This window comes from Paraburkholderia agricolaris (assembly GCF_009455635.1).
GTDB classification, from domain to species: Bacteria; Pseudomonadota; Gammaproteobacteria; order Burkholderiales; family Burkholderiaceae; genus Paraburkholderia; species Paraburkholderia agricolaris.
Window position 1 is genome coordinate 896,168 of the sequence record NZ_QPER01000002.1, and the last position, 16,279, is coordinate 912,446.

Genomic DNA, 16,279 nt, shown 5'->3' on the forward strand with positions numbered 1-16,279 from the left:
AAAGAGCGGCCGCGGTGCGGCCGTCGCTTCATTTTTCCCCGGCGAGCGTCGATGTTTCGTGCGGTGCGAGAGCAAGAGCCTCGATACCCGCGAAATCCAGCGCTTCGAGGCGATATCGCATGTCAGTCAGGAACGCAGCACATGTGGGGTGGCGCCCGATCATGTTTTCGATCCATCGCTCTATGTCGGTCAGGCGTCCGTCTTTCGCAAGAGCTGCCAGTTCCCGGCGATCGCGCTCTGGAGGAACGGCAACCGCGACTCCGTGTCTGGCTTGTGAGCGACCAGGTGCGGGAGCGCCGGAAGAATGCGCTACGACGTTCGACGGCAACGCACCCTCGTCTTCAGCAACGGGAACGGTGAGTTCGAAGGTGAATGAGGTGCCGCGATGCGGCGCGCTGGATACGCGCAAGTCCCCGCCCATGGTGTTGACAATGCGCTGCGAAATAATGAGGCCGAGGCCGGTGCTACCGTTCACCGCCTGTATCTGGCGAAATGCCGTAAAGAGTTTCGATTGCGCTTCAATGTCGATACCGATGCCGGTGTCGGCGACCTCGAAACCCATGTGCCATTGATTGTCCTGCAGGCGCGCGCTGACCGTCAGCGTAACGGAGCCGTCGCGGGTGAACTTCGATGCGTTCGACAGCAGGTTGAGCAATACCTGTTGCAAGCGGCGCCCGTCGATCGTCAGTCGTCGGGGCAGTGACGTCAATGCCTGATACTTGAACTGGTTGTTTAGCTGCGCGCAAAGTGCGACCGCGTACTCGGCAATGTCATCCAGCAGCGCCGGCAGGTTGGTTGCGACGGGAGCGATGTCCAGCGGCTGCAATTCGGTTTTTGCATATCCGACCAGTTCGTCGATCAGGCCGAGTTGATAGTTCACGCTGCGCTCGATGGCCTCAATCGGTCTCACCTGGCTGGAATCCGCCAGTTCCCGCAACTGTCCGGTATAACCCGTTATCGTGGCAAGCGGCGCACGGAGGTCATGACTGACATAACCCAGCGTTTCGATCAGTTGCTGATTCTTTTCCTCGGCGTATAGCAACGCGTCGTTCAACTCCAACGTGCGCTGCGCGACCTGTTCGCGGAGTCGGTTGTGTTCGCTTCTTTGCCAGTCTGCAAGTTCGGTTCTCGCCGCGGTTCGTTGTTTTCCTACGTGGTTTATCCACGCTGCAAGCACGATAAGGTTGGTGGCCAACCCAATGATCGCCACGACCGGGTTCGGATGAATGTCGGATTTCAACCATGCAAGAGCAGTCGGCAAGGAGCCCCGCGTTTCGAGTATGCGCAACGCAAAGGTGAAGAGAGCGAAAATCATGACGAGCAACATGATTCGCGCGGTGGGGGTCGACTGACGCGCGAGCCGTGCAGCGAGAATCACCGTGAAGACGCCGAACAGTGCATTGACATACACGCCGATTTGCGCGAACGCGAACAGATTGCCGAATGCGGCGCCTATCGCTGCGACGCACTGCAACAACGCAAACCCGAACAGTATGTAACGTGCCGGCAGGTTTGCCTTTTCGCTGCGTGAGATGCGCAAGATAAAGACAATGAACAGCAGCACGGCAGTACATCCGAACACCGTCACACTTCTGGCGCCCCACTCGGTCGCGAAAGGCCACAGATATTGCTTCGTATAGCCGCGATCCGCAGCTTCGAACAACGCCGTCATAGCGCACAGCGCGGCCAGTACAAGAAACGAGACACTACGGGAAAAATAGGCGATAAGCAGCGCGCACCACGCCAGTGCGAGCGTGCCGCCAATCAATCCTCCGTCCCAGAGCGCCGCGCGTTTCTCCAGCGCGTCGTATGCCGCTGCGGAATATAGTCTCGGCTCGAGCGTGAGTGCGGTGTCGCTGGCTGCCCGGATGAGAAAAACGCGCTGTTCACCGGGAGCGAGCGTGAAATCCACCAGCCGGTAGCGTGACGAGAACGACTGCGATGCGAGGCCGGCGGAATCGATGCCGTCTTTTGTCCAGCGGCCGTTGTGGGCGCTGTAAAAGTCTACTTTCTCGAGGCGCGCGTCCTGGAACACGAGCACGAGCGGGAGGACTGCTGAACCGTGGTTGCTCACCGCCACGCGCAGCCACCACGCCGAGCGGGTGAAACCCGGTTTCAGTCGACTCTGCTGCATGGGACGAAAACCTTGTGTGGCTCCCGCGGACAGCGTGAGTATGTCGTCCAGTCTCAGCTTGCCCGAGGTGTCTTCGAATACCTGCGCCTGGTCCAGGGTGGGAATCCCTTGTGTCTGTGCTCCAGTGGTGTCGAGACCGACGGCCAACGAATGGGTGGTCCACCAGCTCAGGCATAAGAACAGCAAGCGGAACCACCAGGTCGAAGTCATGATCTCGTCACTCTGCCTCGAGGACGGATTCCACGGTGTCAGCCAGACTCCGGCTGCGAAATTCTTCCCGATAGGTTGACGGAGGCATGCCGAATCGCTCGCGAAACGCCGTGGCGAAATTCGCGGCGCTGGAAAAACCAATTTCTTCGGCGATGCTGGCAATATTCACCGGCGTGCTGCTCAACAGCTTTTGTGCAATCCGCAGGCGCTCGTCCCGGAGATACTCGAATACTGTCTTGCCAAGGTTGTCCCTAAACGCACGCGACAGTCGTTTTTCATTGGTGCCCACGAGGCGCGCGAGTTGTTCGACCGTTGGCGCGTCGCTCAGCCTCTGCGACAAATGCCGGATGGCCGCGCGAACGATGACGCTGTTACCCGTGAATTCCGAAGCGGATGTCTCCTCTTCGGCGTACCGGTTGCCGCGTGTCCGGGCGAGATGAATGCGAATCCGCGCAAGTACCTCTTCGGCCTCGAATGGCTTGAGCACATAGTCCACGCCGCCGATTTCCAGGCCGTTGATCCGATCGTGAAGGTCCCCAGCCACCGTCAGAAATATGACGGGAATCGCAGAGGTGCGAGGGTCCGCGGCAAGCAGCCGGCAGGCGGCGAATCCGTCCATCCGCGGCATCCGTACGTCCATCAGGATCAGGTCGGGTGAAATCGCCAGGGCTCGTTGATAAGCCTGTGACCCGTCGAATCCGACGCTGATCCGGCATCCAGCATTGCGCAATACGTCAATCAACAATCGCAGCTGGTCTGGCTGATCGTCTACCACAAGAAGATGGGCATCCGTGAGGGTGGTGTTTCGGGGCGACATCGTGTAGGCGAAAGGATTTGACGGGAAACGTTCCTGTTAACGGCGGCTGATTACGGAGCTTGAGGCTTGCAGAGACCGGTCGTCAGCATAAAGCCGCGACGCTTATCAAATTGTTAATTCAATTTAAATCGAGCGGTTTTCACACAGATAGCAAAAGAATTTTCCCTCCGGCAAAGCATTTCGTCCCTCCGGCAAAACGAATGCGGCAATAACGCTGCCCATAATTCCTCGCCGCCTTACACAAATTTTCTAATTCCTACATTTTGTAAGACATCGGTGTCGTGATCCCTCTGCATAGCGTGACGGAGATCAGACATGAATCCCTTTATTGACTATCAGACAAGTGAGAGTGGAACGTAATGAACAAGAGCCGATATAAATTGGTTTGGAATCGTCGAATTGGCGCGCTGGTCGCGGCGGCCGAAACGCAGCGTGGCGTGCAGGGCGAAGCGGGGCAGGCGGAAATGGGCGATGGCGGGTGTTCCCCGAGGTCGAAAGTTGCACTTGCTGTACTCACGGCGCTCACGCTCTCGGCTGGATATGCACATGCAGATAACCTGGCGGTTGGCGGTGAAATCGGCGGGACGACTGCAACGATTGGGGGGGCTACGGCTCCGTCCGCGAGTACCGGCGGGACCCTTCCCGCCGTAGCCGGCGACGCGAACAACACCAGTCAGAATACAGCGGTCGGGATCAATGTCGCCGCGAATGGCGGGGCCGCAACCGCGCTGGGTGATACGGTAACTGCAAGCGGCCAGAATGCCACGGCAGTGGGCGCTAATTCGGTCGCAAGCGGCGGCCAGGCAGTAGCTTTCGGCGGTGGGTCGAGCGCGGCGAACGGTGACTCGACTGCGATTGGTGCTCTGGCACACACTACCGCTCAGTTCTCAACGGCGGTCGGTACCAATAGTTCAGCCGCTGGCGGAACGGCGCTGGGTTTTCAGGCGAACGCGAGCGCGGCTGACGCTACGTCCATCGGTGTGGATTCCGTTGCATCCGGGATCGGTAGCGTTGCAATTGCCCGTGCGCAGGCAACTGCCCTGAACGCGATCGCGATCGGTGAGAATGCCTCGGCAGCTGATGTGAATTCCGTAGCGTTAGGGGCCGGGTCGAACGCAGCCACCAACAGCGCAACGGCAATTGGTCCCTTAGCGACGGCAAGCGGCGGCAGCTCGACAGCGCTCGGCAACTCAAGCTTGGCGAGCGGGGGATCGGCTATTGCAATTGGTCAGTCTTCAGCCGCATCAGCAATTACTTCTGTCGCGATTGGATTTAATGCGAACGCCGCGTCGGCCAACGCGATTGCGCTGGGTACGCTCGCACAAGCGACAGGTGCAAATTCAATCGCGATCGGTAACGCAGCCGCGGCTTCGACCGCAGATTCGACGGCGCTCGGTTCCGGCGCGGTCACGCGCGCGGCAACCAACGTAAGCAGCGTCACGCTGAACGGCGTCACCTTCGGTGGCTTCGCGGGCGCAGCGCCGACCGGCGTCGTCAGTATCGGTGCGGTCGGTCAGGAACATCAGTTGCAGAATGTCGCCGCCGGTCAAATCAGCGCCACCAGCACAGACGCGGTGAACGGATCGCAGCTCTTCTCGATCGCTTCGCAGGTTTCGGCACTCTCGACCAATCTGGCGTCGATCACCACCACGGTCGACAAGATTTCGACATCGGGCTCGAATGGCTCGGTCATTGACAGTACCGACACCGCAGTGGGTACGAATTCGTCGGTGTCGGCATCGAACGGAACCGCTGTCGGCAACGGCTCGAACGTTTCGGGTCAGGATGGTACGGCAATCGGCACGAACGCGACGGTCACGGCTGCGAGTGCAACCGCCATCGGCACGAACTCCAAAGTCACCGGCACGGATTCGACTGCGATCGGCACCAATAGCCAGGCCACCGCGAATAATTCGGTTGCCCTGGGTGCAAATTCAGTCGCAGACCGGGACAACACGGTTTCGGTTGGTGCGCCGGGTGCTGAGCGTCAGATTACCAACGTTGCAGACGGTACGGCTCCGACTGACGCAGTCAACGTGCGGCAACTGAATGGCGCAATCAACAGCGTTCGCGATGACATGGAGAAATATCGTCGTGACGCGAGCGCGGGTACAGCATCCGCAATCGCCATGGCGAATTTGCCGCAAGCTGTGTTGCCGGGCGAGAAGGTTGTAGCACTCGCAGCCGGCAACTACGGTGGACAATCCGCGATGGCTGTGGGGCTGTCGGTCGCAACGCAGAAGTGGATGGTCAAAGGCTCGATCACGACGGGCGTTTCGGGTCACGGGTCCGTGGGCGCGGGCGCGGGCGTTGGCTACCGCTGGTAAGTAACTTGACTGTGTCCCGCTGCTGCTGCCCTTGCGCAGCAGCGGGCAGATGTGGAAGAAACAGGAGAGCCTGCGAGGCCGGCCTGCCGAATGAATTTCTTTTTCCTTCTCATTCTTTGTCTCGCATTTTTTAATGCACGTTGCTACACAAAACTGACTTAAAAAATGGAGAAAAAATTACAGATATCCTGAAGGGCATATCAGGAAATTCTGACTCATTTCGGCAGTCGAAATGGGGTCAAGGAAAGTCGAGCATTGAATTGCGCAACACCCGGATATTGGCAAATGCTTTTGGTAGACAAATGAAAAGACCTATGAGAAAGTTCCCGCGGGCACTCATCTTTCTTTTCATTACACGACTTAATGAAGGGAGCCAGCGCATTCGATGCGGATAGCTCGGCGGCCTTCGTCTCACATAGTGTGCTCAAGATGTGGCGAGAAAGAAAAACGGTGCGTGTAGCCTGGCGCAAGACGACTTGTCATGCCACGAGCCGGGAAACGTTGCAACAGGCTACTGAGGGGGCAGTAAAGATGAGTATCCCAGTCGGAACGGAGTCGGGCGCTGCCTCGGCGAAGAAATCACATCAGTCTGGCCGGCAATTGGCGTTCTGCCACGCAATCGTTCTTCCTTTGCGTCTCCCCTTCGGACCTTCATAAACCAGACATTCGTCAAACGTCTCAGGAGCCAGCGTTTTAAAAACTGGCTAACTGACCGATCCTCATTGATTGTTTAGTCATGCGAATCATATCGTGAGCATGGGTATCTGCTCGCGCTCAAGATTCGTCACTAACCGAGGACGGAAGCAACTTGCTGCAGCTCCAACGCTAAAGCAACACGCGCCGTAGAGAGTTACTTTGAACACTATAAATAGGCATCCTGAATAATTTGGATGCATGCACACGCTCGTGCTTAAGAACTTCTCATTTCAATTACCTGGTGAGGCAACGACATGAACAAAGCATATCGGACCATCTGGAATAAGGCGCTGGGCGCATTCGTAGCCGCGTCGGAGCTGGACACGTCGCGCGGCAAGGGAAAGTCAGGAGCGGCTGCCTCCCTATGCGACGGACGCAGCGGCGAGCAGGGTGAACATGGCGCTACGGCGCCGCAGGGCTCCAGTCCGCGGGTCGTCATCGCACTGTTGCTAATGGGCCTGGGCGGATGGGGCACGCAAGCGCAGGCGCAACTGAGCTGCGCGACGGCACCCTATAACTTCTATAGTGGCAGCACCACGTGCGTGGGCCAACAGTCTACGGCCTCCGGCGGCGGAGCCACCGCAGTAGGTTATGGCGCCAGCAGCACGGGAATTAATGCTTTGTCGTTCGGCTTTCAGGCTATTGCCAATGGCATCAACGCCATTTACGTGGGCGCGCGCACCGCTCCGGGCACCGGCGCAACCGCGCAGTCGGCGATTGGGATCGGGACCGATGTCGCCGCCAGCGGAACGTCGGCCATCGGGATCGGCGTCGATGTTGTCTCAAGCGGGAATGTGTCCACCGCTGTCGGCCCGTTGGCGAAAGCAACCGGAGACAACAGCGTTGCAATGGGTTCGAGTGCCAATGCTGCCGCGTCAGGCGTGGTCGCATTGGGCAGCGGAGCCACTGGCTCCCAGACCAACGGCATAGCCGTCGGCTCGGGAGCCAGTGCCACTGGCGCCAACGCCCTTTATCTGGGAGCGCGCAGCCTGGCGGGCACCGGTTCGACCGGAACGGCGTCCATTGCGATTGGCACGGACGTTACCTCTACCGCCGACTATGCCGCTGCGATTGGTTACCAGGCGGTGGCAAGCGGACCTGCAGCCGTCGGAGTGGGTTATATCGCCACTGCCTCCGGGACGCATGCTGTCGCTGTCGGCTTCCAGTCCATCGCCAGCGGTCTCAACGCCGTTTATCTCGGACCGCGTTCTGTCGCGGGCACCGGCGCAACGGCTGCCGGTGCGATTGGTGTCGGCACGGACGTGACTGCATCCGGTCCCTCGTCGCTCGCCGCCGGCACAGTGTCCAAAGCGACGGCACAGAATGCCGTGGCTTTGGGGGCGGGCGCCGCCGCCTCAGGGCTCAACGCGCTCGGCATGATGAACGGCTCGCAAGCCACCGGTGCCAATTCGATAGCGTTGGGGTCATCCGATACCGTTGCCGAAGGCGGCGCGTCTACTCCGGCGACGGTGGCGGGTGCCGCGGCGTCGGGCATTCGCGCCATTGCGATCGGCTCCGGAGCGAACTCGGCTGGCTCTTCGTCCATTGCGATAGGCGATTCGGCGCAGACAGGGGCTAACACCGATGCCCTCGCCATGGGCACCTCGGCGACGGCTAACGCGGTCAATGCTTCTGCCATCGGCAATGCCGCGAGTGCGCTCGCCGCCTCCACGGTCGCAATCGGCGACGGCAGCACGGTCGCTGCAGCAGCCGGCGCCGGGTCGTTCGCCGGCGGTCATAACTCGCAGGTGCTCAGCGGGACGGGCGCAGTGGCGCTCGGTCAGGCGCAGACCGCCAGCGGCAACGGCGCAGTCGCGATTGGCGATCCCAATACCGCGACCGGCAATGGTGCGGTCGCCGTCGGCGCGAACAATACTGCCACGGGTAATGGCGCGGTAGCGCAGGGCAATGGCAATACCGCCAATGGTCAAGGCGCGCTTGCGCTGGGCAACGCAAGCAACGCGAACGGCGCGAGCGCGCTGGCGCTCGGCGATTCGGCGGTGGCCAATCAGGCCCGTGCGATTGCGCTGGGTGCCGGCGCGTCAGCCAGCAACGCGAACGACGTCGCATTGGGTGCGGGCAGTACAACGGCAGCGCCACATACGGGCACCACAGCGCTTTATGGCGGCACGGCGGCCGGCATCGCGAACGCGGCCAACGGCGTGGTGTCGATAGGGTCCGCCGGCCAGGAACGGCAACTGCAGAACGTGGCAGCGGGCGTGATTTCGACTGCCAGCACCGACGCAATCAACGGCTCGCAGCTGAATACGGTTGTCACCGGCGTCAATAATCTCGGCGCGTCGACAGCGGGCACCTTGGGCGGCGGCGCCAGCTATAGCGCCGCGACCGGCGATCTGAGCGGCTTTAGCCAACCGGTCAACACCGTCAGCACTACCGGCGCCGTAACCGGACCCACGGCGCAGACGACGGTTGCCGGTGCGTTGAGCGCGCTGAATACGAATATCGACAACACGGCCAATATCGCGGTCAAGTACGACGCGGCGGGCGGGACGAAGATCACGCTCGGTGCGACCGGCGGCGCGGGAGCCGGGTCGCCGGTGACCATTACCAACATGGCGCCGGCCGCGTTGAACGCGACGAGCACGGATGCGGTGAACGGCTCCCAACTGTTCGCCACCAACCAGCAGGTCACGGCTAATACCACAGCGATTTCCAACATCAACAATGGTGGCGGGATCAAATATTTCCACACCAATTCGGTGCTGGCGGATAGCGTTCCCACCGGTACCAACGCGATTGCTGTGGGGCCGGTTGCCAGTGCTTTCGGCAACGATTCGATCGCCCAGGGTCTGAATGCAGTGGCCGGCGTGAACGGCGCACCGACGACGGCCAACGACATTGCGTTGGGCAACGGAGCCCAAGCCACGGGCGGCGATTCGATTGCCCAGGGTACCGGGGCAACCGCGAATACGGCCGGCGCCATCGCGATCGGTCAGACGGCAACCGCGACTGGCGGCAAGGCGGTGTCGATCGGTGTGGGCAATACGGCCAGCGGTAACGGCGCGGTTGCCATTGGCGACCCGAACTCGGCGGTCGGGACCGGTGCGATAACCATGGGCGCGAACAATACGTCCAACGGCCAGGGCGCGGTGGCGCTCGGCAATGCCAATGCAGCGACCGGCCAGGGCGCCGTCGCGCTGGGCAACGCATCGCAGGCGAACAATGCCGGCTCGGTCGCGTTCGGCGACGCTGCAACGGTGTCGGCCGCGGCGACGCAAGGCGTGGCGATCGGTTCCGGCGCAACGGTCACCAATGCCGGTGCGGTGGCTCTGGGTGCGGGAAGCACGACGGCTGCCGCAGTGGGGACGCCAGGCGCGACCATCAACGGGACCGCGTACACGTTTGCCGGTACCAATCCGGCGAGCACGGTCAGCGTCGGCAAAGCGGGCGCCGAACGCACCGTGACGAATGTTGCCGCGGGCCAATTGAACTCGGCCAGTACCGACGCGGTGAACGGCTCGCAGTTGTACGCGACCGACCAGGCGGTCGACGCGCTGTCCACGACGGTCACCGCCAACAAGACGCACTACTACAGCGTCAACGACGGCGGCACTCAGGGCGCCAACTATGCCGATGACGGCGCGACCGGCGTCGACGCCCTGGCTGCGGGTGTCGGCGCGCTGGCTTCCGGCGTGAGCAGCACGGCACTGGGCAACGGTGCTCAGGCGTTGGCGAACAACGCAACCGCATTCGGGCTGCAAGCGACGGCTTCGGTTGTCGGCGGCGTGGCGATCGGATCGGGATCGGTTTCCGATCGCGCGGTTCTGCCCGGGGTCGGATCTATCGCCAACGGTTCCCACGCGATTCCGTTCAATACCTCCGACGAGACCCTGCTGGGTGCGGTATCCGTCGGCAGCAGCACCGCCTACCGTCAATTGACCAATGTCGCCGACGGCACGCAGGCGCAGGACGCTGTCACAGTCAGGCAACTCGCGGGCGCATTGTCATCGTTCTCGGTGACGGGCACGAACTATTTTCACGCGAATTCGACGGCGGCCGATTCGCTGGCCGTGGGTGCGCAGTCGATCGCGGTCGGACCGACGACCGTTGTCAACGGAGACAACGGTGTCGGGGTCGGCGACGGGGCCGTGGTCGATGCGACGGCGCCTGGCGGTGTCGCGATCGGCCAGCAATCGCATTCGGCCGCGGCCGACGCCATGGCGCTCGGCAGCGGCGCAGTCGCGAGCGGCGCGCAATCGATCGCGCAAGGTGCCAACGCGAATGCCGCTAACCAGGGCGGTGTGGCTGTGGGCTCAGGCGCGCAAAGCAGCGCCACCGACGCTGTAGCGCTTGGTGCCGGAGCCAGTTCGACGTTTGCCAATAGTGTGGCGCTGGGCAGCGGATCGACAACAGCCGCGGCGGTGGCGACGCCGGGTGTCACCATCAACGGCACGGCCTACACCTATGCAGGTGCGGCTCCGACCAGCACGGTCAGCGTGGGCAGCGCCGGTCACGAGCGCACGGTGACCAACGTGGCGGCCGGCCAGGTGAACTCGGCGAGTACCGACGCGGTGAACGGTTCGCAACTGTATGCAACCGATCAGGCGGTCAGCAGTCTGTCCACGACGGTGACCGCCAACAAGACGCACTACTACAGCGTCAACGACGGCGGTACCCAGAGTGCCAACTATGCCGACGACGGTGCCACCGGCACCAACGCGCTTGCGGCGGGCGTGGCCGCAAGCGCGGCCGGCGCCAACAGCACGGCCCTGGGGCAGGGCGCGGTTGCCAATAACGCCAATGCCGTTGCACTGGGCAGCGGTTCGACAACAGCCGCGGCGGTGGTGACGACGGGTGCCACGATCAACGGCACGGCCTACACGTACGCCGGTACCGCCCCGACCAGCACGGTGAGCGTGGGTAGCGCGGGTCACGAGCGCACGGTGACCAACGTGGCGGCCGGCCAGGTGAACGCAGGGAGTACGGACGCCGTGAACGGTTCGCAGCTTTATGCGACGGATCAGGCGGTCGACAACCTTGCCAGCGTAGTCACGGCCAGCAAGGTCCACTACTACAGCGTCAACGACGGCGGCACGCAAGGCGGCAACTACAACAACGACGGCGCCACCGGCGTCAATGCGTTGGCTGCAGGGGTAGGGGCAACCGCCGCCGGGGTGAGCAGCTTCGCCGGCGGCAACGGCGCTGCCGCGCAGGCGGACAACGCGCTTGCATTGGGGGCGCTGTCGAGCGTATCGGTGGCAGGCGGGGTCGCGATCGGCTCGGGATCGGTGTCCAATCGCGCGGTCCTTTCCGGTATCGGTTCGATCGCGAATGGCACCCATGCGATTCCCTTCAACACGTCGGATCAAACCTTGCTCGGCGCCGTGTCTTTCGGCAGCGCGGCCGGCAATACCTATCGCCAGTTGACCAACGTCGCGGACGGCACACAGGCCCAGGACGCGGTCACGATCAGACAGCTTGCGGGCGCGCTGTCGTCGTTCGCCGTGACCGGACAGATGTACTTTCACGCGAATTCGACGGCGGCGGATTCGCTCGCGGTCGGTGCGCAGTCGATTGCCGTTGGACCGACGACGGTGGTCAACGGCGACAACGGCGTGGGCATCGGCAACGGCGCTATCGTCGATTCGACAGCACCGGGCGGCGTCGCGATCGGCGAGAGCTCGAACGCGGCACAGGCCGACGCGATTGCGCTCGGCAGTGGCTCGATCGCAAGCGGCGCCCAGTCGATCGCACAAGGGGCGAACGCAAAGGCTGCGAACGCAGGCGGCGTGGCTATCGGCTCGGGTGCGCAAAGCAGCGCTATCGACGCGGTCGCGATGGGTTCGGGTGCGAGCGCGACGATGGCAAACAGCGTTGCGCTGGGCGCGGGGTCGGTTACGACGGTTGGCGCGTTGAGCAATTACATCGCGTACGGATTGAGCAGTCCGCAGTCGTCCGCGGGCGAGGTCAATATCGGCAATCGGCAGATCACTGGCGTGGCTGCCGGCAAGGCCGGAACCGACGCGGTGAATGTAAGCCAGCTTGCCGCAGTCACCACGCAGTTGACCACGCTGATCAATAACCAAAGCGGGGGCGGCGGTGCCCCCTTCTCGTCCACGCCGGGTTCTTCACCCGCGTCCACGGGGCCGAATTCTTCGGCGGGCGGCCAGGGCTCGGTAGCTTCCGGCTCGAATAGCACGGCGGTCGGCAACAGTTCGCAAGCCAGCGCGAATGGCGCCACTGCGGTTGGCGTCGGCGCAGCGGCGAGCGGGAATAACTCGGTGGCGCTGGGATCCAACAGCACGGACGGAGGCCGAAGCAACGTCGTATCCGTCGGCTCACTTAACGATACGCGGCAGGTGGCAAATGTGGCTGCGGGTACGCAGGGGACGGACGCCGTCAACGTGGACCAGCTCAATGCCGGACTGGCACAAGCCAATGCCTATACCGACCAACGCGTGGACCAGTTGCAATCGGGCATCAACTCGGTCGCGCGCAATGCCTATTCCGGCATCGCCGCAGCGACCGCGTTGACGATGATTCCGGAAGTCGACAAGGACAAAACCTTGTCATTTGGCATCGGCACGGCGGGCTTCCGTGGCTATCAGGCCGTCGCGCTGGGCGGAACCGCTCGTCTCACCGAGAACATCAAGATGAAAGCAGGCGTCGGCATGAGCCCCGGCGGCACAACCTTCGGGATGGGCGCGGCCATGCAATGGTAGCGCGCGGACGCCTTCGCTCAAATGCGGACAACCTGATCGTGCGCCGAACCGGGCGTACGAAAAAACAGTATGGAGAACATAATGAAGCAGATTTCCGGATGGAGTTTATCGCTGAGCCTGGTTTTTCTTGCGGGATGTTCGAGTGCTTCCGGGCCGACGTTTAATGCTTATACCGTTACGGCCGCGGACGGTTCCAGGCTTCATCAGGTCGAATGTCATGGGGTATTCGAAGGACCCGCTACCTGTATGAAAGTCGCCGAGCGGATATGTCACGGAGAACCGGTTCGCCCGGTGCAGAAAGTTGGACGCCTGCTGCCGGATAGTGACCAGTCCGATGTCACGCGACGGCTCACATTCGCATGTGGCGACGCGCCGGATACGCCGGTTGCAGCGGCTTCGCCGCCGGCCGCAGCCGAGCCGCCAACGGTCGCGCAATTCGTATTGCAAAGCGACGCGCTGTTTGCCTTCGGGCAATCAAGCCGCGCTTCGATGTTGCCGGGCGGGGCGGCGAGCCTCGACGAGGTCATCGCGCGTATCAAGCAGCGCAGTGGCGTTCAGGCTATTTCGGTCGTAGGCCATACCGACCGTCTTGGGCCTGAAACGCTCAATCAGCCGTTGTCTCTCGCGCGTGCCCAGACAATAAGGGAGTACATGATCGATCACGGACTGAACGGTGAGTTGATTCACGCAACGGGCGTGGGCTCCCGCGATTCAACAACGCAATGTCCGGACGGTGGGAGCAGGGCAGTCATCGCTTGCCTGCAACCGGACCGGCGCGTCTCCATCGAAGTTCGGGCGCAGTGAGATGGCCCAGCGCCGAACGGACTCGCAATGACCGGGCGAACCTCGGCGCTGGGCGTGTCCGCCCAGCGCCGCCAAGGTGCGCTCGCGGCCATGATGTCGTTGCCGTAGGCGCCGTTGATGAGCAAGCAGGGCGTAGTTGCTGCACGCGAGGAGTCGCCCGGACTTGACGCCGGGCGTCAGTGAATAAAGCATAAGTGCGCCGGTCTTTGCAATAAACCATGCGGTCTCTTTGACCGTCAACTTATGCTTTATTCGTCAATCTTTCACACACCGGAATCCGGCGTACACATATTGATAGTGCGGTTGAAACCAGTTGCGAAAAGCCGGCCGCAACATGCATTGCGCGGTGCGCGCCGAGCCGCCCTTGAGCACGTAATGCTGCCCATCGAAAAAGTTGGCGGAGTAGCCCGGATAAAACGGAAAGGCTTCAAACCCCGGCAGGGCGTCGAACACGCTCGAGGTCCATTCCCAGCCATTGCCGAACTGGCCTTCCACGCCGAATGCGCTGACGTTGTCGGGATACGCATCGACCGGCTGCGGGTTCCAGCTACGAAAATCGAAATTGCCCGACGCAGCGTGCGGCGCACCGTGTGCCGCGCGTTGCCATTGTGCCTCGCTGGGCAGCGTCTTGCCGGCCCAGCGCGCATAGGCGCTGGCCTCGGCATGACTCACGTACACCGGCCAGTCGGGCGGCAGCGGCATTTCGTCGAACATCGTGCGCAGCGTCCAGCCGCTGTTCTGAGCGCTTCCAGTTTGCTGCGACCAGCAGGCCGGATGCTGGATTTGTTCTGCCTCTTTCCAGGCCCAATCCTTGTTGGACCACCACCTGGGTTCGCGATAGCCGCCCGCCTCGATGAACTCGCGAAATGCGCCGTTCGTTACCATGTGGCGATCGATCTCGAATGCCGGCACGCCGACGCGCAGTTCGCCGAACTCGTTGTCCCAGCCAAAACGCCCGCTCTCGCGTGCCATGCCGAGCACCGTGGTGCCAGCCGGCACGCTGACCATCGAGGACAACGACTCACGCGGTTCGGCACGGGTAAGCACCGCCTCGCGTAATGGGGCGACCTTCTGTGCAAGCGGCAACTGATGCAGCATGTACGCGAGCGTTTCAGCATGCATCAGGCGATGCTCGATCGCGACATTCAGCAACTGCTCGGCCGCACCGGTTTGCGTGCCCTCATGCCCGACACGCGCCGAGTCGCTCAGTGCATCGAGTTCGCGGTCGATCTGTTCGCGGGCGCGCAACCCGTAGCCGCGCACGGCGTCGAGCGATGGCCAGTCACTGGGTTGATCGGTCGGAAAGCCACCGTCGACGGGATCGATCCCGAAAGCGAACAGTTGGTCGAGGTGCGGATCGAATGCCGGCAGATCGCACAGGCGCTGATCGAAAAGGTTACGGTCGAAAGCTTCCAGATGGCCGATGTAAAACACGATCCGGTGGCGCTCACGGATCGGCCGGTCATACAGAAATTCGGGTTTGATGATGGAAAACAGCGCGTCGGTTACTTGACGCGCGTCGATCAGGCGCTGGACGAGCGGGTGATGCGGGGCGGGGTCGCGATTCATTTCGCCGGGTCTCCTTGCGGGGGACGGACTAAAGACTGTACCCGCTCGCAGGAGCCATGCCAAGGTGAATGCGCGCTTAAAAGGCGGATGGGCCGGGACGTGGCGGCGCGGGCCAGGTCCGGCGCGTACGGCTTACACCTTCTGCAAGCTTTCCAGGTCGACGATCCGGATGTGTTTGCCTTGTATGTCGATCAGACCGCGCTTTTGAAATCTTGACAGGGTGCGGCTCACGGTTTCGAGCGTCATTCCCAGGTAGCTGCCCATGTCCTCGCGTGTCATGCGCAAGTTGAATTCCGCCGATGAATAGCCGCGCTGGGCATTGCGTTCCGACACGTCAAGTAGAAATGCCGCCACGCGTTCGTCTGCCGAAAGTGAGCCGAGCACCATCATCTGCCCGGCTTCGCGGACGATCTGCTCACCCAGCAGTTTGTGCAGGCGTTCCTGCATCGAGTTGATTTCGCGGCACAGGGACTTGAGGGCAGAGTAGGGAACAATGCAAACGGTGCTGTCTTCCAGGGCGACGGCGCTGCAGGCATGCACGTCATCGCTCATGCCGTCGAGCCCGAGTGCTTCGCCGGCGAGGCGCAGGCCGGTGACCTGTTCGCGGCCGTCGCGGTGCGCCATGACGGTTTTCATGGAGCCGGAGCGTACCGCGTAAATGTTGTCGAAACGATCGCCGCTGCGATACAGCGCTTCGCCGCGCTGCACTGAGCGCGCGGTGCAAATAAGCGCTTCGAGTTTGGTCAGTTCGTCTGGCGCCAGGCCTTGCGGCATGCAGAGCGCCCGCATCGCACAACTCGAACAGCGAGCGGCGGTGCGCGCGGTTGCCCTCACCGGCGCGGCACGACGGGCGCCACGCGCAGGCGACGAAATCACAGTGGATTCGGCAATGCCGGCCGAGCGAGTCACAGCGGTAGGAGTCAGCATGTTTTTCAGTCATTTGTAAGGGTGATGACTGATTGTCCCACCGCCCATGCTCCTCGCTTAGCGACAAAATGACGCGTTCATGCAGTTCGGCCTCTTGAGCGATGTCACCCTC

At 62.1% G+C, this 16,279-nt stretch carries 7 protein-coding genes; 3 read left to right on the forward strand and 4 right to left on the reverse strand.

Features of this window, described 5'->3' with window-relative positions; translation table 11 throughout:
• Positions 1-28: 28 nt before the first annotated feature.
• Together GH665_RS25480 and GH665_RS25485 are read right to left on the reverse strand one after the other, a co-directional pair.
• Positions 29-2,344, reverse strand: a complete 2,316-nt coding sequence (locus tag GH665_RS25480) for a sensor histidine kinase (RefSeq protein ID WP_153140054.1) — start codon at positions 2,342-2,344, stop codon at positions 29-31.
• A gap of 7 nt (positions 2,345-2,351) precedes the next feature.
• Entirely contained in the window at positions 2,352-3,161 is an 810-nt protein-coding gene (locus GH665_RS25485; RefSeq protein WP_153140055.1) for a response regulator transcription factor, read from the reverse strand.
• A gap of 359 nt (positions 3,162-3,520) precedes the next feature.
• Here GH665_RS25485 and GH665_RS25490 point away from each other — a divergent pair, with 359 nt between their 5' ends.
• The 3 genes from GH665_RS25490 (at position 3,521) to GH665_RS25500 (ending at position 13,671) form a co-directional block, all read left to right on the forward strand.
• Positions 3,521-5,488 carry a YadA-like family protein gene (locus GH665_RS25490; RefSeq protein ID WP_153140056.1) on the forward strand — a complete coding sequence of 656 codons (1,968 nt, stop codon included), beginning with the start codon at positions 3,521-3,523 and terminating at the stop codon, positions 5,486-5,488.
• 950 nt (positions 5,489-6,438) lie between these two features.
• Positions 6,439-12,867, forward strand: a complete 6,429-nt coding sequence (locus GH665_RS25495; RefSeq protein WP_153140057.1) for an ESPR-type extended signal peptide-containing protein — start codon at positions 6,439-6,441, stop codon at positions 12,865-12,867.
• Positions 12,868-12,948: 81 nt separating this feature from the next.
• Positions 12,949-13,671, forward strand: a complete 723-nt coding sequence (locus tag GH665_RS25500; RefSeq protein WP_153140058.1) for an OmpA family protein — start codon at positions 12,949-12,951, stop codon at positions 13,669-13,671.
• Between the two features lie 255 nt (positions 13,672-13,926).
• On the opposite strand, the gene GH665_RS25505 is transcribed toward GH665_RS25500, so the two are convergent.
• The gene (locus tag GH665_RS25505) at positions 13,927-15,240 is read right to left on the reverse strand and encodes an SUMF1/EgtB/PvdO family nonheme iron enzyme (protein ID WP_153140059.1); all 1,314 of its coding nucleotides are present in this window, start codon (positions 15,238-15,240) and stop codon (positions 13,927-13,929) included.
• A gap of 132 nt (positions 15,241-15,372) precedes the next feature.
• On the reverse strand, positions 15,373-16,029 hold the full coding sequence (locus GH665_RS25510) for a helix-turn-helix domain-containing protein (protein ID WP_153142296.1): 657 nt from the start codon (positions 16,027-16,029) through the stop codon (positions 15,373-15,375).
• Between the last annotated feature and the right edge of the window lie 250 nt (positions 16,030-16,279).

Excerpts from the sequence above, each read along its gene's own strand:
- GH665_RS25480 (WP_153140054.1), bottom strand. The coding sequence starts at position 2,344 with ATGACTTCGACCTGGTGGTTCCGCTTGCTGTTCTTATGCCTGAGCTGG.
- GH665_RS25485 (WP_153140055.1), bottom strand. The coding sequence starts at position 3,161 with ATGTCGCCCCGAAACACCACCCTCACGGATGCCCATCTTCTTGTGGTA.
- GH665_RS25490 (WP_153140056.1), top strand. The coding sequence starts at position 3,521 with ATGAACAAGAGCCGATATAAATTGGTTTGGAATCGTCGAATTGGCGCG.
- GH665_RS25495 (WP_153140057.1), top strand. The coding sequence starts at position 6,439 with ATGAACAAAGCATATCGGACCATCTGGAATAAGGCGCTGGGCGCATTC.
- GH665_RS25500 (WP_153140058.1), top strand. The coding sequence starts at position 12,949 with ATGAAGCAGATTTCCGGATGGAGTTTATCGCTGAGCCTGGTTTTTCTT.
- GH665_RS25505 (WP_153140059.1), bottom strand. The coding sequence starts at position 15,240 with ATGAATCGCGACCCCGCCCCGCATCACCCGCTCGTCCAGCGCCTGATC.
- GH665_RS25510 (WP_153142296.1), bottom strand. The coding sequence starts at position 16,029 with ATGCGGGCGCTCTGCATGCCGCAAGGCCTGGCGCCAGACGAACTGACC.